Here is a 24,425-nt window from a genome sequence, read left to right as displayed (position 1 = left end):
TACGACGTCTGCGTGCAGGCTCCTTGAAATCAACGGGCGTTCCGCTGCCCACACCTGCGACAATCGACGCCATGACCACGCTCAAGTCGAAGCTGCAGGAAGACCTCAACGCCGCGATCAAGGAGCGCGACGAGCTCCGCTCCTCGACGCTCCGGCTGACGCTCGCCGCGATCACCAAGGAGGAGGTCGCGGGCAAGGAGAAGCGCGAGCTCTCCGACGACGAGGTGCAGAAGGTGATCACCCGCGAGGCGAAGAAGCGTCGTGAGGCGGCCGACGCCTTCGCGCAGGGTGGTCGTCCCGCGCAGGCCGAGCGGGAGAAGGCGGAGGGCGAGGTCCTCGCCGCGTACCTGCCGAAGCAGCTCAGCGACGACGAGCTGAACCAGATCGTCGCCCAGGCCGTCGAGGAGGCCAAGGCGGCCGGCGCCGAGGGCCCGCGGGCCATGGGTGCCGTCATGAAGATCGTGAACCCGAAGGTCGCAGGTCAGGCGGAGGGCGGCCGCGTGGCAGCGGCGGTCAAGAAGCTGCTGGCCGGCTGACACCCACGGCACGGGCAGCAGCCGACGGCTGCGAACGCCCCGCGCACGACCAGCTCTGTACGGCAAACGGCCCCTGTCCCTCGTACGACCGACACGAAGTCCTCGTACGCAGGGACAGGGGCCGTCCCTGTCTCAAGGGACACCTCAAGGGGCATCTCAAGGGGCATCTCAAGGGGCAAGGGAGCGCCGCGTCAGTCGCGGCCCCCGTTGCCGTTCCCGTTCGTCTGGCCCTGCCACCAGCCCTCCGGGATCGAGAAGGTCGGTGTCGGGAACGTGCCGCCGTCCGCGCCGCCGGTGTCTCCGCCGCCGACCAGGCCGCCGATCGGGTTGTCGTCGCCGTTGTCCCCGTCGTTGCCGCCGTTCTGGTTCCCGTTGTCGTCGCCGTCTCCGTCACCCCGGTCACCGTCGTCGGGCTCCGGGATGCGGACGAAGTTGAACTGCTCCACGGGCTTGCCCTCGAGGGCGCCGGTCATGGCGTCCCGCCAGATCGGGCCGGGGACCTTGCCGCCGTAGACCAGCTCGTTGTACACGCCGCCGATGTAGATGTTGCGCATCTTGACCTTCTGGGTGGCACTGCCGACCCAGACGGCGCCCGAGAGGTTCGGCGTGTAGCCGACGAACCACGCGTTGCGGCGCTCGTCCGTCGTACCCGTCTTACCCGCGCTGTCGCGGTCGGTGAGACCGGCCTCCTGGCCCGTACCGGAGTCGACCACGCCCTGCAGCAGGTTGTTGATGGTGTCGGCGGTCTGCTCGGACATCGCCCGCGAGCACGTCGACTTGGGCACCTCCAGCGACTTCCGCTGGCCGCCGACCTTCTGCGAGATCGACTCGATGGCGATCGGCGTGCAGTACATGCCGCGGGAGGCGAAGCCGGCATACGCGCTCGCCATCGTCAGCGGCGAGAGGCCGACGGAGCCGAGGGCGATGGCGGGGCGCTCGGGGAGCTTGGTGCCGTTGCCCTGGCGGACCTGGAGCTTGTCGGTGATGTTGACCACCGGGCACAGGCCGATGTCGGCGATCATCTGCACGAAGTAGGTGTTGACCGACAGCTCCATCGCCTTCTTCAGGCGGTAGGGGCCGCGCTCCGACTCGCTCTCGTTCTCCAGCTTCTCGTTGTTGCGGTTGGTCCACGGTGTGCTGTCGCAGGTCTGGACCGGGCTCGGGTACGGCATCTCGTACGGCGACGAGTACTCCTGCGTCGGCGGCCGGCCCTCCTCCAGCGCGGCCGCCGCGACGAACGGCTTGAACGTCGAACCGGTCGGGAAGCCGAAGTTGGAGCCGCCGTACGCCGAGTCGACCGAGTAGTTGAGCTCGGTCTCGTTCTTGCCGTAGCCGTACGGCTTCGACTGGCCCATGCCGAGGATCTTGCCGGTGCCGGGCTCGACCAGGGTGGCCGCGGCCGCGACCTTGTCCGTCTGGTTGACGTGGTCCTTGAGCGAGGCCTGGACCGACTCCTGGGCCTGCGGGTCGAGGGTCGTCGTGATGGTCAGGCCGCCCTGGTTCCAGATCTTGGCGCGGGCCTCGCGGTTCTTGCCGAAGACCGGGTCGCTGATGAAGACCTTCTCGACGTACTTGCAGAAGAAGCTGGCGCCCTTGACCGCGGTGATGCAGCCGTTCTTGGGCTTGCTGACCTTCAGGCCGAGCGGGGTCTCCTTGGCCTTGTCGGCCTCCGCCTGGGAGACGTCGCCGAGGTCGGCCATGCGCTGCAGCACGGTGTTGCGCCGCTTGGTGGCCTCGGCCTCGTCATTGACCGGGTCGTAGCGGCTGGGCGACTGGACGATGCCGGCGAGCAGTGCGGCTTCCTGGAGCTTGAGGTCCTTGGCGGACTTGGAGAAGTAGCGCTGGGCGGCGGCCTCGACGCCGTATGCCTGCTGGCCGAAGAACGTGATGTTCAGGTAGTTCTCGAGGATCTTCTTCTTGCCGAGCTCCTCCTCGACCTGGATCGCGTACTTCAGCTCCTTGATCTTGCGGCCGAGGGTCTGCTGGGTGGCCTGCGCGACCTTCGTCGGGTCGTCGCCGGCCTCCTCGACGAAGACGTTCTTCACGTACTGCTGCGTGAGCGTGGACGCGCCCTCGCTGACACCGCCGCTCTGGGCGTTGCGGTTGAGGGCACGCAGGACGCCCTTCAGGTCGACCGCGCCGTGCTGGTAGAAGCGGGCGTCCTCGATCGCGACGATCGCCTTCTGCATGTCCGGCGCGATGTCCTTGAGGTCGACCACCGTGCGGTCGCGCGAGTAGACCGTGGCGATCGTGCCGCCCTTGGCGTCCAGGATCGTGGTGCGCTGGCTCAGCGGCGGGGTCTTGAGGTTGGCCGGGAGCTCGTCGAAACTCTCGACCGATCCCTTGGCGGCAAGTCCCAGCGCGCCGACGGCGGGCAGCGCGATGCCGGCCAGCACGGCTCCCGCGAGCACACTGACACCGAGGAACTTGGCGGCCTGCTGAGTGGCCGACAGGCCACCGCCTGAGCGCTTCTTTGGCATGGGGGCAGCCTAAACCGTAGAGATGAGCGAACCGAGGGGCGGCCGTGCGGGAGCACGCCATGGGCACGGCGAGCCGACGAGAGCCATGGCACGGCAAAGTCGGCCGTGCACCCGCGAGCGGAGCTCGCTGATGGATGCAGCGCATTCGCCGGACAGGCGCGCAGGCCTTGGCCTAAGCTGCTCTCAACTGTCACAGCAGTGCGGCCACGTATCAATACGTCCGGCGACCCCGAATCGTTGCGGAGGTTCCCCACTTTTTTGGTGGGCGCGTGTCCGAATCCGCCTTGTGTGTCATCCGGCGTCCGTTGTGACTCAACTGAACTGTCCCGGTTTGCCGGGAAAGTCACGCATGTCGCCAGCTCACTCCCCCGGGTGATCTGCCGCTTACGCATAGTCCGTTCGGGCCATTCAAGATTGGGCCCGAAGGGGGTGTTGCGCTGTGCCCACCTTCCGTAACGTCCTCAACTGGCGGCGGTGAATATGCCGCTGCCGCCGTGGGGGAGCCTCGATTCGGGAGAGGACGGCGCCGGTATGGGCTGGGTAGTCGACTGGAGTGCGCAGGCGGCCTGCCGCACTACCGATCCGGATGAACTGTTCGTTCAGGGAGCAGCGCAGAACAGGGCCAAGGCGGTGTGCACCGGATGCCCGGTGCGCACGGAGTGCCTGGCCGACGCGCTCGACAACCGCGTCGAGTTCGGCGTGTGGGGAGGCATGACGGAGCGGGAGCGCCGCGCACTGCTGCGCAGGCGGCCGACCGTGACCTCGTGGCGCCGGCTGCTGGAGACGGCACGTACGGAGTACGAGCGCGGGGCGGGCATCCTGCCGCTCGACGACGACGAGGTGTACGAGAACTACGCGGCGGTGAGCTGAGGGGGCCCACGAGGTCTCTCCGCACACTGCGGACAGGGTCTGCCCCCGGGCCGGCTCGAGAGGACTCCCTCAGGCGCCGACCGCGGGATCAGGCAGCTCCGGCCGATTGGCCGCGAGCCGGTTTCCGATGTCCCGCAGTCCCGCGAGGTCATGCACATCACCGGGCAGCGCGGCCACTTCGGCCACCGCCACCTCGGGGTGGAGCGCGGTGAAGCGGTCACGCGTGCGCTGCTCGCGTGAGAGCAACTGCATCCGCTCGGAGTGCAGCCTCAACAGGCCTGCCGTGAGCTGGTCTACGGACCGCTCAAGATGCGGGGTGGCGGGCTGTGGCTCGTCCGTGGCTGCGGTGTGCTCCATGTCCGTGACGGCGGGGGAGCCTGCGTCAGGAGCCGGTGCCTCGGAAGCGGCCGATTCTGAACTGTCGTACGTGTCGGGGGAGTTACGAAGTCCAGCTTTCCCGCCCTCCTGATCCACAATGCGAGGCTCTTCAAGATTTTCCGCGGCGGCGAGCGCCCGCTCGGCGGACAGCCGGTCGGCGCCGCTGCCGTGGACCCGGTTGAGCACCAGACCGGCGAGCGGCATGTCCTCGGCGGCCAGCCGCTCCACGAAGTAGGCGGCCTCGCGCAGCGCGTCCCGCTCCGGCGCGGCCACCACCAGGAACGCCGTCCCGGGCGCCTGCAGCAGCTTGTACGTCGCGTCCGCGCGCGTACGGAAACCCCCGAACATCGAGTCCATCGCGGCCACGAAGGTCTGCACGTCCTTCAGCAACTGCCCGCCGAGCAGCTTGCCGAGCGCCCCCGTCATCATCGACATGCCGACGTTCAGGAACTTCATCCCGGCGCGCCCGCCGACCTTCGCCGGGGCCAGCAGGACCCGGATCAGCTTGCCGTCGAGGAACGAGCCGAGCCGCTTGGGTGCGTCCAGGAAGTCCAGCGCGGAGCGGGACGGCGGCGTGTCCACGACGATGAGATCCCACTCGTCCTTCGCCCGCAGCTGTCCCAGCTTCTCCATCGCCATGTACTCCTGCGTGCCCGCGAAGCCCGCCGAGAGCGACTGGTAGAAGGGGTTGCCCAGGATGGCGGACGCCCGCTCGGGGTCCGCGTGCGCCTCGACGATCTCGTCGAAGGTGCGCTTCATGTCGAGCATCATCGCGTGCAGCTCGCCGCCCGCCCGTCGCCCACCACCACCCTCAACCGAATCGCTGCGCGATGCCCCTGAGTGATCCTCGACGCCCTTCACCCGGCGCGGGGTGTTGTCCAGCGAGTCGATGCCCATGGACTGGGCGAGCCGGCGGGCCGGGTCGATGGTCAGCACGACCACCTTGCGCCCGCGCTCGGCGGCCCGCAGGCCCAGCGCCGCCGCGGTCGTGGTCTTGCCGACGCCGCCCGCGCCGCAGCACACCACGATGCGGGTGCTCGGGTCGTCGAGCAGCGGATCCAGGTCGAGCACGCGCGCGGGGGAGAGGTGAGGGGGATGCTGGCGTGCGGCGTCGTGCGCGTGGGCGGCTTCCGGACGACTCATGACATCCCCTGCTTCCGACGCTGACGCTCTTGACGTACGGCACGCCGGTCCCGCCGTACGACGGGCAGCTCCCGGCGTGCCGCGCACTGCTCCTGCCATGAGAACGGACTCATGACAGGCCCTGTTCCCGCAGCTCGCCCGCGAGTTCGTACAGGCCCGCCAGGTCCATGCCCTCGGCCAGCAGGGGCAGTTCGTGCACCGGCAGCCCCAACTCGTCCAGGACCGCCCGCTGTTCGTGCTCCAGCGCGTGCCGCTCGGCGTACTCGTCGGCCTGCGCCAGCAGCGGGTCCACCAGCCGCTCGGCGTTCCCGCCGCGCCGCGCCCCGCCGAGCCCGGCCGAGGACAGCGACTTGGCCACGGCGGCACGCGGCACACTGCGTACGAGTTCCAGGTCGGCCGCGTCCAACACCTCGGGCCGCACCATGTTCACGATGATCCGCCCCACCGGCAGCCGCGCCGCCCGCAGCTCGGCGATCCCGTCCGCGGTCTCCTGGACGGGCATCTCCTCCAGCAGCGTCACCATGTGCACGGCCGTCTCCGCCGACTTCAGCACCCGCATCACGGCCTGCGCCTGATTGTGTATCGGCCCGATCCTGGCGAGCCCCGCCACCTCGTCGTTGACGTTCAGGAAGCGGGTGATGCGCCCCGTGGGGGGCGCGTCCATCACGACGTAGTCGTAGACGAACCGCCCGCTCTTGTCCTTCCGCCGCACGGCCTCACACGCCTTGCCGGTCAGCAGTACGTCTCTGAGGCCCGGTGCGATGGTGGTGGCGAAGTCGATGGCGCCGAGCTTCTTCAGGGCCCGGCCGGCGCCGCCCATCTTGTAGAACATCTGGAGGTAGTCCAGAAGGGCCAGTTCGGGGTCGATGGCGAGGGCATACACCTCCCCGCCCCCTGGAGCGACGGCGATCTTCCGCTCCTCATAGGGCAGCGCCTCTGTCTCGAAGAGCTGCGCGATGCCCTGCCTGCCCTCGACCTCGACGAGAAGCGTCCGCTTCCCCTCGGTGGCGAGAGCAAGCGCGAGCGCGGCGGCGACCGTGGTCTTTCCGGTCCCGCCCTTGCCGCTGACGACCTGGAGCCTGCTCACACCTTCGAGCCTAACCAGTCGGCGCGCCGACTACGCGACAGCCTGTGGACAACTCGACGGCGGTCGGCCGCATGGCCTTCACCGGGCAGCGGATAAAGTCGGCCACATGACCAAGTGGGAATACGCAACCGTGCCGCTGCTCGTCCATGCCACGAAGCAGATTCTGGACACCTGGGGCGAGGACGGCTGGGAGCTCGTCCAGGTCGTGCCCGGGCCGAACAACCCCGAGCAGCTCGTGGCCTACCTGAAGCGGGAGAAGCAGGCGTGAGCGCGGTCGAGGCGAGGCTCGCCGAGCTGGGCCTGATGCTCCCGGAGGTCGTGCCTCCGCTGGCCGCGTACCAGCCGGCCGTGCAGTCGGGCGTGTACATCTACACCGCCGGCCAGCTCCCCATGGTGGAGGGGAAGCTTCCGGTCACCGGCAAGGTGGGCGCGGAGGTGACGCCGGAGGAGGCCAAGGAGCTGGCGCGTACATGCGCGCTGAACGCTCTGGCCGCCGTCAAGTCCGTCGCGGGCGACCTGGACCGCATCGCGCGTGTGGTGAAGGTGGTGGGCTTCGTGGCCTCGGCCCCGGACTTCACCGGCCAGCCGGCCGTCCTCAACGGCGCCAGCGAACTCCTGGGCGAGGTCCTCGGCGACAAGGGCGTCCACGCGCGCAGCGCGGTGGGCGTGGCGGTGCTTCCGCTGGACGCGCCGGTGGAGGTCGAGGTCCAGGTGGAGCTGACGGAGGCGTAGGCCTTGGGTGGTGGGGGCGGCGTATCCCGGCCGTAAAAATGAGCCGCCCCTCCACCTCCCGGCAGGGCACAGTGGCCCCATGGCCGAAATCGCTGTCCGCAGAGGGCTCGACGCTCAGGGGTACATCGCGCGCGAAGGCTCCCTCGCGCGCATCACCCACGACTTCCGGCCGGTCGTCGCCACCGCGCGCGACCGTCTGCTGGATGTGTTCGGGGCGCGGATGCACAGCGCCTACCTCTACGGCTCGATTCCGCGCGGCACCGCGCGCGTGGGGCGTAGCGACCTGGATCTGCTGGTCGCCCTGAGTGAGGAACCGACCGAGGCGGACCGGGCGGACGCGCGTGTGCTCGGCGAGGGCCTGGACAAGGAGTTCGCGCAGATCGACGGGGCCGGGACGCTGCTGTACAGCCGCGGGCGGCTGCTGAGCGACCTGGAGACATACGACCTCGGATGGTTCGTCGCCTGCCTCTGTACGCCCCTGCTGGGGGACGATCTCGCCGCATATCTGCCGCGCTACCGGCCCGACGCGCTGCTCGCGCGGGAGACCAACGGTGACCTCGGCCTGCTGCTGCCCCGCTGGCGGGAGCGGATCGCCGGCGCCGACGACAGCGAGGAGGCCCGGCGGCCGCTCGTGCGGTTCATGTCCCGGCATCTCGTGCGCACCGGGTTCACGCTCGTCATGCCTCGCTGGGGCGGATGGACCAGCGATCTGCGGGAGATGGCGGAGGCCTTCGGGTCGTACTACCCGGCGCGCGCCGAGCAGATGGGGACGGCGGCCGGGCTCGGGTACGAGCCGACGGGCGACGCGGGCGTCCTCCGGTCGTACGTCGAGGACCTCGCGCCGTGGCTCGTGGACGAGTACGCGCGCGTGCACGGCGTCAAAGCGCCGCGGCCTCAGGAGGCATAGTCACGCGCTAGATGAGGCCGTGCTCCTCCAGGTAGTCCATCTGCGCCCGCACCGACAACTCGGCGGCCGGCCACAAGGAGCGGTCCACGTCCGCGTACACGTGGGCGACGACCTCGGCCGGTGTGCCGTAGCCGTCCTCGACGGCCGTCTCGACCTGGGCGAGGCGGTGGGCGCGGTGGGCGAGGTAGAACTCGACGGCGCCCTGGGCGTCCTCCAGGACCGGCCCGTGGCCGGGGAGGACGGTGTGTACCCCGTCGTCGACCGTGAGGGATCTGAGCCGCCGCAGCGAGTCCAGGTAGTCGCCCAGGCGGCCGTCGGGGTGCGCCACGACCGTCGTACCGCGGCCCAGGATCGTGTCGCCGGTCAGCACGGCGCGGTCGGCCGGGAGGTGGAAGGAGAGGGAGTCGGCGGTGTGTCCGGGCGTCGGAACGACCCGCAGCTCCAGCCCGCCGACGCGGACCACGTCCCCGGCGCCCAGCCCCTCGTCGCCGAGCCGCAGCGCCGGGTCGAGGGCACGCACGCGCGTGCCGGTCAGCTCGGCGAAGCGGACGGCGCCCTCGGCGTGGTCCGGGTGGCCGTGGGTGAGCAGGGTCAGGGCGATGCGCTTGCCGGCCTTCTCGGCCGTGTCGACGACGTTGCGCAGGTGTCCCTCGTCCAGTGGGCCCGGGTCGACGACGACGGCCAGGTCGGAGTCCGGCTCGCAGAGGATCCAGGTGTTGGTGCCGTCCAGGGTCATCGCGGAGGCGTTGGGCGCGAGGACGTTGACGGCGCGGGGGGTGGCGGGGCCGGAGAGGACCCCGCCTCGCGGCTGGCCGGGGAGGGCTGCTGCGTCCGTCATGCGAAGGGGCCTTCCAGGGCTGCGGGCATTGCGGGGACTGTGGGGACTGTGGGGACTGCGGGCAAGGTCATGCGGGAGCTCCGCCGGCCGGGATGTGCTTGGTGAACTCGTCGTGGCCCGGCCAGGAGAGCACGATCTCGCCGTCATCGAGGCGGGCCTGTGCCAGTACGGCGGTCAGATCCCGGTCGGGGGCGGCGGCGAGGGCATGGGCGGCGCTGTCGTACGGGGTCAGCTGGCGCAGTGTCGCGATGGTGGGCGGCATCATCAGCAGCTCGCCCTTGTCGTACGAGGCGGCGGCGTCGGCGGGCCGGATCCACACCGTACGGTCGGCCTCCGTGGAGGCGTTGCGGGTGCGCTGGCCCTGGGGGAGGGCGGCGACGAAGAACCAGGTGTCGTAGCGGCGGGGCTCGAACTCCGGGGTGATCCACCGGGTCCAGGCGCCCAGGAGGTCCGAGCGCAGGGCCAGTCCCCGACGGTCCAGGAACTCGGCGAACGACAGGTCCCGGGCGACCAGGGCAGCACGGTCGGCCTCCCAGCCCTCGCCGGTGGTGTCGCCGACGACGGAATCGTCGGTGGGCCCGGCGAGCAGGACACCCGCCTCCTCGTACGTCTCCCGCACGGCCGCACAGACGACCGCCTGCGCCGCCGCCTCGTCGACGCCGAGCCTGCGTGCCCACCACGCGCGCGTGGGGCCCGCCCAACGGATCCGATGCTCGTCGCGGGGATCGACGCCGCCGCCCGGGTAGGCGTACGCCCCGCCGGCGAAGGCCATGGAGGCGCGGCGGCGCAGCATGTGCACGGCCGGCCCGGCGTCGGTGTCCCTGAGCAGCATGACGGTGGCGGCACGCTTCGGGACGACAGGGGTCAGGCGTCCTTCCGCGAGCGCACGGATACGGTCCGGCCACTCCGGTGGGTACCACTGCCCGTTAGCCATGGGCGGAGGCTATCTCCTGGTAGGCGGATGTTCGAGGGGTGGCCGAATGCGGCGGGGTCCCGCCTCGCAATGAGACGGGACCCCGGCGTCGTATGACTGGACGCGCTACCGGACGTGGCCGGACGCGTGGCTGGAAGCGCCTAGCGCGACCGCTTGGCCAGCCGCTCCACGTCCAGCAGGATCACCGCACGCGCCTCCAGGCGGAGCCACCCACGCTGCGCGAAGTCAGCCAGCGCCTTGTTGACCGTCTCGCGGGATGCGCCGACCAGCTGGGCCAGCTCCTCCTGGGTGAGGTCGTGGACGACGTGGATGCCCTCCTCGGACTGCACGCCGAAGCGGCGGGAGAGGTCGAGGAGCGCGCGGGCCACGCGGCCGGGGACGTCCGAGAAGACGAGGTCGGACATCGCGTCGTTGGTGCGGCGCAGACGGCGCGCGACGGCGCGCAGCAGGGCGGTCGCCACCTCGGGGCGGACGTTCAGCCAGGGCTGCAGGTCGCCGTGGCCCAGGCCCAGCAGCTTGACCTCGGTCAGCGCGGTCGCGGTCGCCGTACGCGGGCCCGGGTCGAAGAGGGACAGCTCGCCGATGAGCTCGCCGGGACCGACGACGGCCAGCATGTTCTCGCGGCCGTCGGGTGAGGTGCGGTGGAGCTTCACCTTGCCCTCGGTGACGACGTAGAGCCGGTCACCGGGGTCGCCCTCGTGGAAAAGGGAGTCACCGCGTGCGAGGGTCACCTCACTCATGGAGGCGCGGAGCTCCGCGGACTGCTCGTCATCGAGCGCCGCGAAGAGCGGGTTGCGCCGCAGAACGTCGTCCACGAGTTCTCTCCTTGTCGACCTGCTCAGGGGATGGCTCCCCCGCGTACCAGGGAACCGTGCTCCCCATTTTGCCGGACGGTCCAAACAGTGTGATCTGTCACAAGGATGCCGCACTGGTGTCCCGAGGTAAGCGGCAGGGGTCCAATTGGGGGCCGATCTTCGGGGTCCGGGGCGGATGTCGGTGCCGGGCTTTAGGCTGGCCGGGTGTCCAAATCGCCGGTGAGAGCACAGGCCAAGGGGGCTGGGCGGGTGGTTGTACGTCGTGATTCCGCTGTGGGCGAACAGGGCCCCAGCGGCGGAAGGAAACCGGCAAAAGCGGCGACAGGGGCGCCGGGCGAGATGGCGGCAAGTGGCGAGAAAGCGGCGGTGAAGAAGCCGGCGGCCGCGAGGAAGGCCACGCCTGCGAAGAAGGCGACGGCGAAGAAGACTGCGACCACGAAGAGGGCCACGCCTGCGAAGAAGGCCGTGCCTGCGAAGAAGACGGCGACGGCCACGGGGAAAAAGGTGACCACAAAGAAGGCGATCACCAAGAAACCCGTCATCGCCCCCGCGAAGGCCACCGCCGCGGTAAAGGGTGCCTCACCCGTCAAAACCGTCACTCCGAAGCCCCTCGCGGCCGAGTCCCGCACCGCCCTCGTGCGCCGAGCCCGCCGTATCAACCGCGAGCTCGCCGAGGTCTACCCGTACGCCCACCCCGAGCTGGACTTCGACAACCCCTTCCAGCTCCTGGTCGCCACGGTCCTGTCCGCCCAGACCACCGACCTGCGCGTCAACCAGACGACTCCCGCGCTCTTCACCCAGTACCCCACCCCCGAGGACCTGGCCGCCGCCAACCCCGAGGAGGTCGAGGAGATCCTCCGCCCGTGCGGGTTCTTCCGGGCCAAGACCAAGTCGGTCATGGGCCTGTCGAAGGCGCTGGTGGAGAACCACGGTGGTGAGGTCCCGGGCCGGCTCGAGGACCTGGTCAAGCTCCCCGGCGTCGGCCGCAAGACGGCCTTCGTCGTGCTCGGCAACGCCTTCGGTCACCCCGGCATCACCGTGGACACGCACTTCCAGCGGCTGGTGCGGCGCTGGCAGTGGACCGAGCAGACCGACCCGGACAAGATCGAGGCCGAGATCGGCACGCTGTTCCCCAAGAGCGACTGGACGGACCTCTCGCACCACGTGATCTGGCACGGCCGCCGTATCTGCCACGCCCGCAAGCCCGCGTGCGGCGCCTGCCCCATCGCGCCGCTCTGCCCGGCGTACGGCGAGGGCGAGACGGACCCGGAGAAGGCGAAGAAGCTCCTCAAGTACGAGAAGGGCGGCTTCCCCGGCCAGCGCCTCAAGCCTCCGCAGTCCTATTTGGACGCGGGCGGCAAGGCGGCCCCGCCGCTGGGGGCCGGATGACGGGGGGAATCGGAGCGGTCGGGGCGCCGCCACGTGGCCGTCCGGCCGGGGCGGAACGATCCAGGTGCCGTCGGGCGTTGGAATCGGCAGGACGACGGGGGTGGCGATGACGCGCGCGAGCGGTACGCAGGACGGGCCGGTGGTGCTCAGCAAGGACGGGCTGCCGGCCTGGCTGGATCCGGTGGTGCGGGTCGTCGAGACGGTCGAGCCGTTGCAGCTGAGCCGCTTCCTGCCGCCGAAGAGCGGCGCGGGACGCCAGTCCGCCGTACTGATCCTCTTCGGCGAGGGCGAGCACGGGCCCGAGCTGCTGCTCATGGAGCGGGCCAGCTCACTGCGTTCGCATGCCGGCCAGCCCTCATTCCCGGGCGGCGCCCTCGACGCCGAGGACGGGGACCCGAAGGCCGACGGGCCGCTGCGGGCCGCTCTGCGCGAGGCCGAGGAGGAGACCGGGCTCGATCCGGGCGGCGTCCAGCTCTTCGGCGCGCTGCCCAAGCTGTACATCCCGGTCAGCGGCTTCGTCGTCACGCCCGTGCTGGGCTGGTGGCGCGAGCCGAGCCCGGTCGACGTCGTCGATCCGAACGAGACGGCTCGTGTCTTCACCGTGCCCGTGGCGGATCTCACGAATCCGGACAACCGCGCCACGACCGTCCACCCCAGCGGCCACCGAGGCCCGGCATTTCTGGTCGAATCGGCCCTGGTCTGGGGCTTCACGGCCGGAATCATCGACCGTCTGCTCCATTTCTCGGGCTGGGAGCGGCCCTGGGACCGGGACAAGCAGGTCCCGCTCGACTGGCGGTCATGACAGGGTGTCTGCCGTGCTGTGTTGCCCGGGGCACCCCTGACCTCGGTCCCCCGGCCGTCCTGTGGTGATCGGAAAGTGACGAGGCGAGGCCTGAAACAGTGAACGTGGTGGACATCCTGTTGCTGGTCGCCGCCCTGTGGTTCGCGATCGTGGGCTATCGCCAGGGCTTCGTCGTCGGCATCCTCTCGGTGATCGGTTTCCTCGGCGGCGGCCTCGTGGCCGTGTACCTCCTTCCGGTCATCTGGAACGCGCTGACCAACCACGCGCAGGTGAGCACGACCGCCGCCGTCGTCGCGGTCGTCGTCGTCATCATCTGCGCCTCCGTCGGCCAGGCCCTGACCACCCACCTCGGCAACAAGCTGCGCCGTTACATCACTTGGTCCCCGGCCCGTGCCCTGGACGCGACCGGCGGCGCCCTCGTCAACGTCGTCGCCATGCTCCTGGTGGCCTGGCTGATCGGCTCCGCTCTCGGGCAGACCACAATGCCGGGGATGGGTAAGGAGGTCCGCAGCTCCAAGGTGCTGCTGGGCGTGTCCGAGGCGCTGCCCGACCAGGCCGACACCTGGTTCAAGGACTACACCTCGGTCCTCGCGCAGAACGGCTTCCCGCAGGTCTTCAGCCCGTTCGCCAACGAGCCGATCAAGGAGGTCGCGCCGCCCGACCCGGCCCTGGCCAAGAGCCCGGTGGCCACCCGCGCCCAGCGTTCCATCGTCAAGGTCATGGGCACGGCGACGAGTTGCGGCAAGGTCCTGGAGGGCACCGGCTTCGTCTTCGCGGACCGCCGCGTCATGACCAACGCGCATGTGGTCGGCGGCGTCGACGAACCCACCGTCCAGATAGGCGGCGAGGGCAAGAGGTACGACGCGACGGTCGTCCTCTATGACTGGGAGCGCGACATTGCCGTACTCGACGTGCCGGACATGAAGGCGCCCGTGCTGCAGTTCACGGCCACCGACGCCGAGAGCGGCGACAGCGCGATCATCGCGGGCTTCCCGGAGAACGGGTCGTACGACGTGCGGGCCGCGCGTGTGCGCGGGCGCCTGCCGGCCAACGGTGCCGACATCTATCACCGCGGCACCGTGAGCCGTGATGTCTACTCGCTGTACGCGACCGTCCGCCAGGGCAACTCCGGTGGCCCGCTGCTCACGCCCGAGGGCAAGGTGTACGGCGTGGTCTTCGCCAAGTCCCTCGACGACGCCGACACCGGCTACGCGCTCACCGCGGACGAGATCCAGGAGGACATCGTCAAGGGCCGTACCGCCAACCAGCAGGTGGACAGCGACAGCTGCGCGCTCTGACGGTCGGGCCAGGCCCAACGACCCCGGGATGATCCAAACGACCGGGCCTGGGTCAGCCGCGCGGGTGGCGCAGGCGCACCGAGACCCAGCGGGCCCGGCGGCGCAGGATGCGCGGAATGCCCACCCTCGGGTCCGAGCCCGGCATCTGCGGGGCGCTGCCTCGCTGGTGAGAGCTCAGCCCACCGGCCGAGCGGCGATTGCGTGCTGCGTCACTGTAGTCGTGCGTCCAGCCCATACCCCGACGTCTGCCCCTGCCCCAAGGTCGATAACCGCCCCCAGAGCCCCCAATTGGCCTATGCGCCGGGCAATTGGCTGTTCGTAGGACACGTGTTCAGTTCCGGATACCGGGCGCATCGGCGCGGTCACCGATCGGGTTCGGGGTCTTTCAGCCAGTTGATCAGTTCGGTCGAGAAGGCGACCGGGTCTTCCTCGTGAGGGAAGTGCCCGAGCCCGTCGAACAGCCGCCAACGGTACGGCGCTTCGACGTACTCACCCGAACCGGCCGCGCTGCGCGTGCGCATGACGGGATCGAGCGAGCCGTGCAGATGCAAGGTCGGGACGCGCACCGGCCGCTTCATGCGCCGGTTGAACTGGATGCCGTCGGGACGGGCCAGCGAGCGCACCATCCAGCGGTACGGCTCGATGGAGCAGTGCGCCGTCGACGGGATGCAGATCGCGCGGCGGTACGTCTCCACCGCGTCGTCGTCCGGCAGGCGCGGGCCCGACCAGTCCCGGACCAGCCGGGCGACGAGCGCCCCGTCGTCGGCCGTCAGCTGCCGCTCGGGAATCCACGGCCGCTGAAACCCCCAGATGTAGGAGCTCGCACTCGTCTGCTTGACGTCCGAGAGCATCGCCGAGCGCCAGCGCCGGGGGTGCGGCATGGACGCGACCGCGAGCCGCCGGACGAGCTTGGGGCGCATCACGGCCGCCGTCCATGCCAGATATCCGCCCAGGTCGTGGCCGACCAGCGCGGCGTCGGGCTCGCCCAGCGAGCGGATCACGCCGGTGATGTCGAGGGCGAGGTTGGCCGGGTCGTAACCGCGTGGCGTACGGTCGCTGCCGCCGACGCCCCTGAGGTCCATCGCGACGGCCCGGAAGCCCGCGTCGGAGAGGGCGACGAGCTGGTGCCGCCAGGTCCACCAGAACTGCGGGAAGCCGTGCAGCAGCAGCACCAGCGGGCCGTCGCCCATCTCCGCGATGTGGAAGCGCGCACCATTGGCGGCCACGTCCCTGTGTGTCCAGGGACCGTCCAGTCGTACGACTGAGCCAGGTTGCGCCGAAGGGGCGGCGGGATCCGTCATGACGACGAGCGTGCCACAGCCTCGATGGCCGCGGGTGCCCGGTCCTCCAGCTCCGGTGCGGCGGGCGCCGGGCGCGGATGGGGCTTGGCCTTCTGCAGGACGCCCGCCGTCTCCTTCACCGACGCGGCGACCTTCTGCGGGCCCTTGCTCCTCTTGGCCTTCTTCGCGAAGACGGCGCCGATCAGCCCGAGTACGCCGGCGACGATGCAGTTCGCCAGGAAGGACAGCAGGAAGCAGAGCGCGAGGTTCCAGTCGCTCCAGGTCCGAATGCCGTACGCCAGCGCGAAGTTCAGCATCGGCAGGGAGAAGACCAGCACCGCACCGGCCACCATGAACACGCCGCCGCTGATCGCGCCGCGCTTGACGTCCTGCTTGAGCTGCGCTTTCGCCAGTGCGATCTCGTCGTGCACCAGCGCCGACATCTCGGTCGTCGCCGAGGCGAACAGTTGGCCGATGCTGCGTTCGGCGCCGACCGGGCTGCCGTCGGGTGCGCTCATCGCGGTCTCCCTCGTGGTTACGGTTCCGTCTTCTGCCTGACTGCGTACGGTTCCGTCTTTTGTACCGTCCCGTCAGATCATGCCCGACGGTGCTCCTCCTCGCCTGCCCCGCCCGCCACTTCGGCAAGCGCGTTGCGCGCGGCGGCCTTCTCCTCGGCGATACGGCGGTGCTCGGCGGCCTTGCGCTCGTGGATGGCGGCCATCCGCAGGTGGTACTCCGGCTGGTCCTCCTCGTAGATGTCCGGAATGCCGTCGGCGTCCTCGTCGCGTTCCTCTTCCTCGCACATCCGGCGGTACTTGGCGTTACGTATCTTCAGCAGCACCGACGCCAGGACCGCCGCGATGAGGGACCCGATCAGTACGGCGGCCTTGACCTCGTCCGTCAGTGTGGCGTCGCCCTCGAAGGCGAGCTCGCCGATGAGCAGCGAGACGGTGAAGCCGATGCCGGCGAGGGTCGCGACGGCGAACACGTCCGCCCACTCCAGGTCGTCACTGAGCGAGGCCCTGGTGAAACGTGCCGTCAGCCACGTACCGCCGAAGATGCCGATCGTCTTGCCGACGACGAGCCCGAGGACGACACCGAGCGTCTCCGGCCGGGCGAACACATCGCCGAGCGCGCCGCCGGAGATGGTCACACCAGCGCTGAACAGCGCGAACAGCGGCACGGCCAGGCCCGCCGAGAGGGGCCGTACGAGATGCTCGATGTGCTCACCGGGGGAGTGCGCCTCGTCCTCGTGCCGCGTGCAGCGCAGCATCAGGCCCATCGCCACGCCGGCGATGGTGGCGTGGATGCCGCTGTTGTACATCAGCCCCCAGATGACGAGGGCGAGCGGGAGGTACAGGTACCACCCGCGTACGCCCTTCCTCAGCAGCAGCCAGAAGACGGCGAGGCCGACGACGGCGCCGCCGAGTGCGGCGAAGTTGATCCGGTCGGTGAAGAAGATCGCGATGATCAGGATCGCGAACAGGTCGTCGACGACGGCGAGCGTGAGCAGGAAGGCGCGCAGCGCGCTCGGCAGGGAGGTGCCGATGACGGCGAGCACGGCGAGCGCGAAGGCGATGTCGGTGGCGGTCGGGACCGCCCAGCCCGTCGACGCACCGCCCCCGGTCACGGCGGTCAGCGTGTAGACGAGCGCGGGCACCGCCATCCCGCACAGCGCGGCGACGACCGGCAGTACCGCCGCCTTGGGGTCCCTGAGATCGCCGGCGACCAGCTCACGCTTGAGCTCGATCCCGGCGACGAAGAAGAAGATCGCGAGGAGTCCGTCGGCGGCCCAGTGCTCGATGGACAGGTTCAGGCCGAGGGCCTCGGGGCCGAGGTGGAAGTGGCCGACGCTCTCGTAGCTGTCGTGCAGTGCGGGCACGTTCGCCCAGATCAGCGCGGTGATCGTGGCGATGAGTAGCAGCACGCCACCGACGGTCTCGGTGCGCAGCGCCTCCGCGACGAAGTTCCGCTCGGGGAGGGACAGTCGTCCGAAGGCCTTGCGGGCGGGGGCGGTGGTGGGGGGCGCGGCCACGGGGAGACCTCCGGTCGGTGGGCAGGACAAAGCACATGCCGACCAGACTTCCCGGCGCACCTCAGGCTGAAGTTGTTTTGCTTAGCTTACCTAAGAATGCGTCGGGCTGCATCCGTCGATCTCCACGGTACGTACGCGAAGGGCACCCGGCGCGCTGGTCGCCGGGTGCCCCGATGGCCTGACTCGATGTCGGCCGTACTCAGTGTCTGCCGTACTCGGTCTCGGCCGTACTCAGTCCTCGCTGGGTGCGGCGGGGAGCTTGGCCTGGATGAGGTCCATGACCGTCGAGTCGGTCAGCGTCGTCACGTCACCGAGCTGGCGGTTCTCGGCGACGTCCCGCAGCAGACGGCGCATGATCTTGCCGGAGCGGGTCTTGGGCAGCTCGGCCACCGGAAGGATCCGCTTGGGCTTGGCGATCGGGCCGAGGGTGGCGCCGACGTGGTTGCGCAGGTCGGCGACGAGGCCCTCGTCCTCGGCGTTCGCCGTGCCGCGCAGGATGACGAAGGCGACGATGGCCTGACCGGTGGTCTCGTCGGCGGCGCCGACGACGGCCGCCTCGGCGACGGACGGGTGGGAGACCAGAGCGGACTCGACCTCCGTGGTGGAGATGTTGTGCCCCGACACGAGCATGACGTCGTCGACGCGGCCCAGCAGCCAGATGTCGCCGTCGTCGTCCTTCTTCGCCCCGTCACCGGCGAAGTACTTGCCCTCGAAGCGTGACCAGTAGGTGTCGAGGAACCGCTGGTCGTCGCCCCAGATGGTGCGCAGCATCGACGGCCACGGCTCGGTCAGGACCAGGTAGCCGCCCCCGCCGTTGGGCACCTCGTTCGCCTCGTCGTCGACGACGGTCGCGGCGATGCCGGGCAGCGGCGTCTGCGCGGAACCCGGCTTGGTCGCGGTGACGCCCGGCAGCGGGGAGATCATCATCGCGCCGGTCTCGGTCTGCCACCAGGTGTCCACGATCGGCGTCCGGTCGGCGCCGATGTGCTTGCGGTACCAGATCCACGCCTCGGGGTTGATCGGCTCGCCGACGGACCCGAGCACCCGCAGGCTGCTGAGGTCGAACTTCGCGGGGATGTCGTCGCCCCACTTCATGAACGTGCGGATGGCGGTGGGCGCCGTGTACAGGATCGTCACCCCGTACTTCTGCACGATCTCCCAGAACCGGCCCTGGTGCGGGGTGTCCGGCGTGCCCTCGTACATGACCTGCGTCGCACCGTTCGCCAGCGGCCCGTACACGATGTACGAGTGGCCGGTGACCCAGCCGACGTCGGCGGTGCACCAGTAGACGTCCGTCTCCGGCTTGAGGTCGAAGACGGCGTGGTGGGTGTACGACGCCTGGGTGAGGTAGCCCCCGGAGGTGTGCAGGATGCCCTTCGGCTTACCCGTCGTACCGGACGTGTAGAGGATGAACAGCGGCTGCTCGGCGTTGAACGCCTCGGGGGCGTGCTCGGCCGACTGCCGCTCGACGATCTCGTGCCACCAGACATCACGGCTGTCGTCCCAGGCGACCTCCTGGCCGGTACGCCGGACGACGAGCACATGCTCCACGTTGTCGACCTTGGCGATCGCCTCGTCCACGGCTGGCTTGAGCGCGGACGGCTTGCCGCGCCGGTAGCCGCCGTCGGAGGTGATGACGACCTTGGCGTCCGCGTCCTGGATACGGGTGGCGAGGGCGTCCGCCGAGAAGCCGCCGAAGACGACGGAGTGCGCGGCGCCGATACGGGCGCACGCCAGCATCGCGACCGCCGTCTCCGGGATCATCGGCATGTAGACGGCGACCCGGTCGCCCTTCTGAACCCCGAGCTCCAGCAGGGCGTTCGCGGCCTTGGAGACCTCGTCCTTGAGCTCGGCGTACGTGATGGCGCGGCTGTCGCCGGGCTCGCCCTCGAAGTGGATGGCGACCCGGTCGCCGTGCCCGGCCTCCACATGCCGGTCCACGCAGTTGTACGCGACGTTCAGCTCGCCGTCCTTGAACCACTTCGCGAACGGCGGGTTCGACCAGTCCAGCGTCTCCGTCGGCTCCTTGGCCCAGGTCAGCCGACGGGCCTGCTCGGCCCAGAAGCCGAGCCTGTCAGCCTTGGCCTGTTCATACGCCTCCGCGGTGACATTGGCTTCGGCGGCCAGGTCGGCGGAGGGTGCGAACCTGCGCTCTTCCTTGAGCAGGTTGGCCAGGCTTTCGTTGCTCACGACATCTCCCTTTCCCAGGGTGTCCGTTGTGTCCCAGGCCACAGCTCATCAGACCTGGGGGCCCGATGACAAGGGTCGACGGAAAATTGGTTTAGACCTGTCGGTCGGGTCGGCCCAAAGGTTGGCCCGGGTTCGCCCGGAGCTGCTTTCGGCGCCGGGGTCATCCGTTCCCACGGGCGCCGGACGGACGCGGTTCAGCTCTGTAATCCCTTTCACATTCCGGATCGCGCTCCGGTCCGGCGCAGGTGAAACGCCGTCCCTCACGTCCAGGGCCGTCGGCTCCTCACGCGAAGCGCGGCCCCGCGCCGAACGGGGCCGCGCGCATCTCTCCCCGTCAGGCCGACAGATCCGCCACGCCCACGTCGTCGAACACCTCGTCCTCGTTCCCCTCGGCGAGCAGATACGCCTGCGCCTCGCCCACGTGGAAGTACATCCCGTGCAACTCCAGCGCCCCCGCCCGCAGGGCTCGGGCCACCGACTCGTGGGCACGCAGGTGCTCCAACTGCTGGACCACGTTGGTCAGGCAGAGCTGCTCGACCGCGTCGGCCGGCGCCCGCCCGGCGAGTCTGGCCCAGGGCCGGCTCTCGTCGGACATCCGCTCCAGGCTCGGCAGTCCGTGCCGCAGCCAACGCCGCAGCGGCGTCTGTGGACCACCGGGCTCGGAGTTCAGCAGCGCCTGCATGGCCCCGCACCCGGAGTGCCCGCACACCGTGATGGACCGCACCTGCAGCACGTCCACCGCGTACTCGATCGCCGCCGCCACCGAGTCGTCCCCGCTCTCCTGGCCGGGCTGGGAGCACGTCCCAGCGTTGGCTGGGGGAGGAACGAGGTTGCCGACGTTGCGCACCACGAACAGGTCTCCCGGACCACTGGAGGTGATCATTGACGTGACCACCCGCGAGTCCGCGCAGGTCAGGAACAGCTGGGAAGGCTGCTGCCCCTCACGCGCCAGCCGCGCCAGCTCGCCCCGCACCAGGGGCGCGGTGTTGCGCTGGAACGCGCTGATGCCGCGAGCCAGTTGATGCGAGCTCGGTCGGCTCCCGTCGGTTCCGCCGGACCCGTCGGCACTGCTCTCGCCGGGGCGGCCGGGCCGGGTGGGTCCGTCGGCACCGCTGGACTCGCCGGCCGTGTCGAGCTCGCCCATGGTGCTGGAGGCGTCGGTGTCGCGGGGCGCGTCGGCCCGGCCGGTGTTGCCGGTCCCGGTCGCCTGCGCCTGAGCAGGGCGTCCGTCCTGGGGCGCGACGGAGTCCGGGATCTCGCACTGGTGGTTGCGCCAGGCCGTCCAGGGGTGGCAACGGCAGTCGGCCGACTCGGCCGCGCTCGTCCCGGTGTCGGGATGGAGGCCGACCGGTCCCGTCGGCTCGCCGATCCGGACCCCGGCTCTGCGGCCGATCAGCTCGACGGAGCCGCCGTGCGCGGTGTGCGTGTTCTGCCAGTCCTGCAGTGACTCGTACGCCGCGTGGTCCATGAACGACCCATCCAACTCCACGACAGCGGAGGCGCCTTGGGGTACGAGATGCAAAGCCCGGCTGAGCCGTGGCACCGCGAGGAACGTCAACTGCCCTCGTACATGTACGTGATGGACTCCTTCCTTCTCGTCATGTGTGATCCGGGTGCGGGTGAGGCGGTGCAGGGCGACGGCGACGGCCATGGCGATCCCCAGTGCCACGCCCTGCAGGACACCGAAGAACACCACGCCGAGGGTGGTGACGGCGTACACCAGCACCTCTCGGTGGCGGGTCACCGTGCGGATGTGGTGCAGGGACACCATCTGGATGCCGACGGCCATCACCAGGGCGGCGAGCGAGGCGAGCGGGATGAGCTCCAGGATCGGGACCATCAGCAGCGCGGCGACTACTACGAAAACGCCGTGCAGCATCGTGGAGTTCCGGCTCACGGCACCGGCTTGCACATTCGCCGAACTTCGCACCGCCACACCCGCCACGGGCAGTCCGCCGAGCGTGCCGGAGACGACGTTGGCGGCACCCTGTCCCAGCAGTTCGCAGTCCAGGTTGGAGCGGCTGACGCGAGCGGGCTGGCCGGGGCGGGCGGCGACCAGATCGGGACGGGAGGCGACCAGCTTGTCCACCGCGACCGCGCCGAGCAGTGACTGCACACTGCACACCAGCGTGATGGTGAGCACGGCGGCGATGAGCCCGAGCACCGGGCCCTCGGGGAGCCCGGCCAGAGCATGGCTGCTCCAGGACGGCAGGTCGACCCTGGACAGGGTGAGCCCCATGAGCGAGGCGGTGGCGGTGGCGCCGGTGACGGCGACGAGTGCGGCCGGGATCTTGTGCAGGAGGCGTCCGATGCGGCCGGGGATCCGAGGCCAGAGCAGCAGCAGGGCCAGCGTCAGGGCGCTCACCGACACGGCGGCCGGGTGCAGGTCCGCCAACTGGGCGGGTAGCGCCCGGAGGTTGTCGAGGACGGCACTCTGCGGCGTGCTGCCCAGGACGATGTGCAGCTGCGCCACGGCGATGGTGACGCCGATGCCGGCGAGCATGCCGTGCACGATGGCGGGGCTGACGGCGAGGGCGCTGCGGGCCACGCGCAGGCAGCCCAGGCCCAGTTGGGCGAGGCCGGCCAGGACGGTGATGGCGCAGGTCGTCCGCCAGCCGTAGCGGTGGATGAGGTCGGCGGTGACGACGGTGAGTCCGGCGGCGGGGCCGCTGACCTGGAGGGGTGAGCCGCCGAGCCATCCGGCGACGATGCCTCCGACGGCGGCGGCGACGAGGCCGGCCTGGAGGGGCGCGCCGGTGGCCAGGGCGATACCGAGGGACAGGGGGAGTGCGATCAGGAAGACCGCGATGGAGGCCGACAGATCGGCGCCCGCGATGCGGTAGCGGCGGGGCCGGTTCGGCGGTGGGCTGTGGGGCTCGTGGATGCGCTTCTGTCGACGTGGGTCGTCGGCGCGGGTGGGGACGCAGGCGGACATGTTTCCCGTCTCCTCCGGGGCAGCGCGGTCGCGGATCTGGTGGTCCCCCGCTCCTGGGCGAGGGGTCGGGTCGCGGCCGTGTGGTCACGGCATGCAGCGGCGGGATGCATCAACAGTGAGTAAACGAATCGTAATGCAGAGTAAAGGACCGGAATAGATTTTCCGAGCAAATGGACTAATAAATCCCCCCAAAGAGTGAAGTGGCTAATTAGTCGGCTTGTCGTACTAATTCCTTCTTGCTCCCGTGCGACCTTGGCGGCGCTGTCGGCACCCGAGAGAAGGAAGAAGGTGGACGGAACATGGCCGCCACCCGCAGGTTCGCCGCACCTCGCAGGACTTCGGCGACACACCGGATCGTCGTGACGCACAGGATCGCCGCGGGTACCGCGATCGCCGCGGTCTGCGCCGCATCGCTCGCCGGTTGCGCGACCGGCGACGACACGACCCGGCAGGGGGCGTCCGGGCCGCAGAAGCCGCAGAAGCCGCAGCCGGCGGCGCCCGCGCCCCAAAGCGTGGTCCGCCTGATCGGCGACGGGTCGACCGCGTACACCGGAGTGCAACCGCATCTGCCCAGACCCGAACGTCTGAAGCCAGGTCACAAGCCCCCGCAGTTCGTGGTGTTCTCCTGGGACGGCGCCGGCGAGGACGGCCAGAAGCTGTTCTCCCACTTCCGCGGGGTCGCCAAGGCGAACAACGCGACGATGACGTACTTCCTCAGCGGCGTGTACATGCTGCCGGACCACAAGCGTGACCTGTATCGCCCGCCGCAGCACTCCCCGGGCCGCTCGGACATCGGCTTCAACGACACGGAGGGCATCGCCGACACCGTGAAGCAGCTGCGTCTGGCGTGGCTCGAGGGCAACGAGATCGGCACCCACTTCAACGGCCACTTCTGCGGCACCGGCGGCGGAGTCGGCGAATGGTCGGTGGAGGAATGGAAGGACGAGATCGCCCAGGCCAAGAGGTTCGTGAAGTCCTGGAAGACCAACACCGGCATGACGACGACGGCCCCCCTGCCCTTCGACTACGACAAGGAACTCATCGGCGCCCGCACGCCCTGTCTGGAAGGCCGCAAGAACTTCGTCAAGGCCGCCCGCGAGATGGGCTTCCGCTATGACTCGAGCGGCGTCAACAACCAGGTCTGGCCCGCGAAGAAGGGGGGCCTGTGGGATCTGTCGATGCAGCTCGTGCCATTCCCAGGGCACTCCTACGAGCAGCTCACGATGGACTACAACTTCATGGTCAACCAGTCGGGCACCAAGACGCAGGGCGACCCCGCCAAGCACGACTTCTGGGGCGACCAGATGCGGGACGGCCTGCTCATGGGTTTCCGCCGGGCCTACGACGGCAACCGAGCGCCCCTGATCATCGGCAACCACTTCGAGTCCTGGAACGGCGGCACCTACATGCGCGCCGTCGAGGAGGTCGTCGAGGCCGTCTGCAACAGACCCGACGTGCGCTGCGTCTCCTTCCGGCAGCTCGCCGACTGGCTGGACGCCCAGGACCCGACGGTCCTGGAGAAGCTGCGCACGCTAGGGGTCGGCGAGGCCCCGCGGCAGGGCTGGGCGTCCTTCCTGTCGGGGCACCCGGCCCCGGCCCCGAAGGGGGTACCGGGGGCGTCGGCGGTCAAGCAGTAGGAGTCCGGCGGGAGTTGTCCTCGGGCAGGACGATGAAGCTCTCGCCGAGTACGAACCCGGGGTCGATCTGTGCCGCCAGGTCATCTGGCCTGTGGAGCTGGCCAACGTCCCATGAAGTGCGGTACGTTGCCGCTCCTGC

The 24,425-nt window shown here is 69.9% G+C and carries 21 protein-coding genes; 9 read left to right on the top strand and 12 right to left on the bottom strand.

Going from position 1 to position 24,425, the window contains the following annotated elements; translation table 11 throughout:
• Window positions 1-71 precede the first annotated feature (71 nt).
• Window positions 72-536 (top strand): GatB/YqeY domain-containing protein, encoded by a 465-nt coding sequence (locus ADL12_RS01750; protein ID WP_062697671.1) that lies wholly within the window; start codon window positions 72-74, stop codon window positions 534-536.
• A 191-nt stretch (window positions 537-727) separates the two neighbouring features.
• Here the strand turns inward: ADL12_RS01750 and ADL12_RS01745 are convergent, their stop codons facing one another.
• The gene (locus tag ADL12_RS01745; RefSeq protein ID WP_062697669.1) at window positions 728-3,016 is read right to left on the bottom strand and encodes a transglycosylase domain-containing protein; all 2,289 of its coding nucleotides are present in this window, start codon (window positions 3,014-3,016) and stop codon (window positions 728-730) included.
• 531 nt (window positions 3,017-3,547) lie between these two features.
• On the opposite strand from ADL12_RS01745, the gene wblA reads away from it, so the two are divergent.
• Window positions 3,548-3,886, top strand: coding sequence for a transcriptional regulator WblA (gene wblA / locus ADL12_RS01740; RefSeq protein ID WP_062697668.1), 339 nt, complete (start codon window positions 3,548-3,550; stop codon window positions 3,884-3,886).
• A 69-nt stretch (window positions 3,887-3,955) separates the two neighbouring features.
• On the opposite strand, the gene bagB is transcribed toward wblA, so the two are convergent.
• Window positions 3,956-5,407, bottom strand: coding sequence for an ATPase BagB (gene bagB / locus ADL12_RS01735; RefSeq protein ID WP_062697665.1), 1,452 nt, complete (start codon window positions 5,405-5,407; stop codon window positions 3,956-3,958).
• Window positions 5,408-5,516: 109 nt separating this feature from the next.
• A complete protein-coding gene (gene bagA / locus ADL12_RS01730; protein WP_062697663.1) occupies window positions 5,517-6,494 on the bottom strand; it encodes an ATPase BagA in 978 nt (325 codons plus the stop codon).
• Window positions 6,495-6,600: 106 nt separating this feature from the next.
• Here bagA and sp36 point away from each other — a divergent pair, with 106 nt between their 5' ends.
• The 3 genes from sp36 to ADL12_RS01720 all read left to right on the top strand — a co-directional run bounded on the left by sp36 (window position 6,601) and on the right by ADL12_RS01720 (window position 8,133).
• Complete coding sequence (gene sp36 / locus ADL12_RS52305; protein ID WP_003975360.1) at window positions 6,601-6,762, top strand: Sp36 family protein; 162 nt, start codon at window positions 6,601-6,603, stop codon at window positions 6,760-6,762.
• Complete coding sequence (locus tag ADL12_RS01725) at window positions 6,759-7,226, top strand: RidA family protein (protein WP_062697661.1); 468 nt, start codon at window positions 6,759-6,761, stop codon at window positions 7,224-7,226. Before sp36 ends, ADL12_RS01725 begins: the two co-directional genes overlap by 4 nt.
• Before the next feature lie 79 nt (window positions 7,227-7,305).
• Complete coding sequence (locus ADL12_RS01720) at window positions 7,306-8,133, top strand: nucleotidyltransferase domain-containing protein (protein WP_062697659.1); 828 nt, start codon at window positions 7,306-7,308, stop codon at window positions 8,131-8,133.
• Window positions 8,134-8,140: 7 nt separating this feature from the next.
• Here the strand turns inward: ADL12_RS01720 and ADL12_RS01715 are convergent, their stop codons facing one another.
• The 3 genes from ADL12_RS01715 to ADL12_RS01705 form a co-directional block, all read right to left on the bottom strand.
• Window positions 8,141-8,971 carry an MBL fold metallo-hydrolase gene (locus ADL12_RS01715; protein ID WP_062697657.1) on the bottom strand — a complete coding sequence of 277 codons (831 nt, stop codon included), beginning with the start codon at window positions 8,969-8,971 and terminating at the stop codon, window positions 8,141-8,143.
• Between the two features lie 67 nt (window positions 8,972-9,038).
• Window positions 9,039-9,905, bottom strand: a complete 867-nt coding sequence (locus tag ADL12_RS01710; RefSeq protein WP_062697655.1) for an NUDIX hydrolase — start codon at window positions 9,903-9,905, stop codon at window positions 9,039-9,041.
• 140 nt (window positions 9,906-10,045) lie between these two features.
• Entirely contained in the window at window positions 10,046-10,720 is a 675-nt protein-coding gene (locus ADL12_RS01705; protein WP_030943409.1) for a Crp/Fnr family transcriptional regulator, read from the bottom strand.
• A 339-nt stretch (window positions 10,721-11,059) separates the two neighbouring features.
• On the opposite strand from ADL12_RS01705, the gene nth reads away from it, so the two are divergent.
• From nth to ADL12_RS01690, 3 genes are all read left to right on the top strand, one after another.
• Entirely contained in the window at window positions 11,060-12,109 is a 1,050-nt protein-coding gene (nth, locus tag ADL12_RS01700; RefSeq protein ID WP_062697652.1) for an endonuclease III, read from the top strand.
• Window positions 12,110-12,215: 106 nt separating this feature from the next.
• Complete coding sequence (locus tag ADL12_RS01695) at window positions 12,216-12,911, top strand: NUDIX hydrolase (RefSeq protein ID WP_062697781.1); 696 nt, start codon at window positions 12,216-12,218, stop codon at window positions 12,909-12,911.
• Window positions 12,912-13,009: 98 nt separating this feature from the next.
• Window positions 13,010-14,209 carry a MarP family serine protease gene (locus tag ADL12_RS01690; protein WP_062697651.1) on the top strand — a complete coding sequence of 400 codons (1,200 nt, stop codon included), beginning with the start codon at window positions 13,010-13,012 and terminating at the stop codon, window positions 14,207-14,209.
• A 52-nt stretch (window positions 14,210-14,261) separates the two neighbouring features.
• Here the strand turns inward: ADL12_RS01690 and ADL12_RS55940 are convergent, their stop codons facing one another.
• The 6 genes from ADL12_RS55940 to ADL12_RS01665 form a co-directional block, all read right to left on the bottom strand.
• Window positions 14,262-14,444 (bottom strand): hypothetical protein, encoded by a 183-nt coding sequence (locus tag ADL12_RS55940; protein WP_079051790.1) that lies wholly within the window; start codon window positions 14,442-14,444, stop codon window positions 14,262-14,264.
• Window positions 14,445-14,571: 127 nt separating this feature from the next.
• Window positions 14,572-15,510, bottom strand: a complete 939-nt coding sequence (locus ADL12_RS01685; protein ID WP_062697649.1) for an alpha/beta fold hydrolase — start codon at window positions 15,508-15,510, stop codon at window positions 14,572-14,574.
• Window positions 15,507-16,007 carry a phage holin family protein gene (locus tag ADL12_RS01680; RefSeq protein ID WP_062697647.1) on the bottom strand — a complete coding sequence of 167 codons (501 nt, stop codon included), beginning with the start codon at window positions 16,005-16,007 and terminating at the stop codon, window positions 15,507-15,509. The genes ADL12_RS01685 and ADL12_RS01680 overlap by 4 nt, the downstream gene beginning before the upstream one ends.
• Before the next feature lie 77 nt (window positions 16,008-16,084).
• On the bottom strand, window positions 16,085-17,524 hold the full coding sequence (gene nhaA, locus ADL12_RS01675) for a Na+/H+ antiporter NhaA (RefSeq protein WP_062697645.1): 1,440 nt from the start codon (window positions 17,522-17,524) through the stop codon (window positions 16,085-16,087).
• A 231-nt stretch (window positions 17,525-17,755) separates the two neighbouring features.
• Window positions 17,756-19,756 (bottom strand): acetate--CoA ligase, encoded by a 2,001-nt coding sequence (acs, locus tag ADL12_RS01670; protein WP_208614448.1) that lies wholly within the window; start codon window positions 19,754-19,756, stop codon window positions 17,756-17,758.
• Window positions 19,757-20,048: 292 nt separating this feature from the next.
• Window positions 20,049-22,649, bottom strand: a complete 2,601-nt coding sequence (locus tag ADL12_RS01665; RefSeq protein ID WP_062697641.1) for a bifunctional SulP family inorganic anion transporter/carbonic anhydrase — start codon at window positions 22,647-22,649, stop codon at window positions 20,049-20,051.
• 299 nt (window positions 22,650-22,948) lie between these two features.
• On the opposite strand from ADL12_RS01665, the gene ADL12_RS01660 reads away from it, so the two are divergent.
• The gene (locus ADL12_RS01660; protein WP_062697639.1) at window positions 22,949-24,286 is read left to right on the top strand and encodes a polysaccharide deacetylase family protein; all 1,338 of its coding nucleotides are present in this window, start codon (window positions 22,949-22,951) and stop codon (window positions 24,284-24,286) included.
• The last annotated feature ends 139 nt before the right edge of the window (window positions 24,287-24,425 follow it).

Origin of the sequence: Streptomyces regalis (genome assembly GCF_001509475.1) — a bacterium.
Classification (GTDB): Bacteria; Actinomycetota; Actinomycetes; order Streptomycetales; family Streptomycetaceae; genus Streptomyces; species Streptomyces regalis.
The sequence above is the reverse complement of the archived record's forward strand: the minus strand, read 5'-3'. Positions and strand labels throughout refer to the sequence as shown.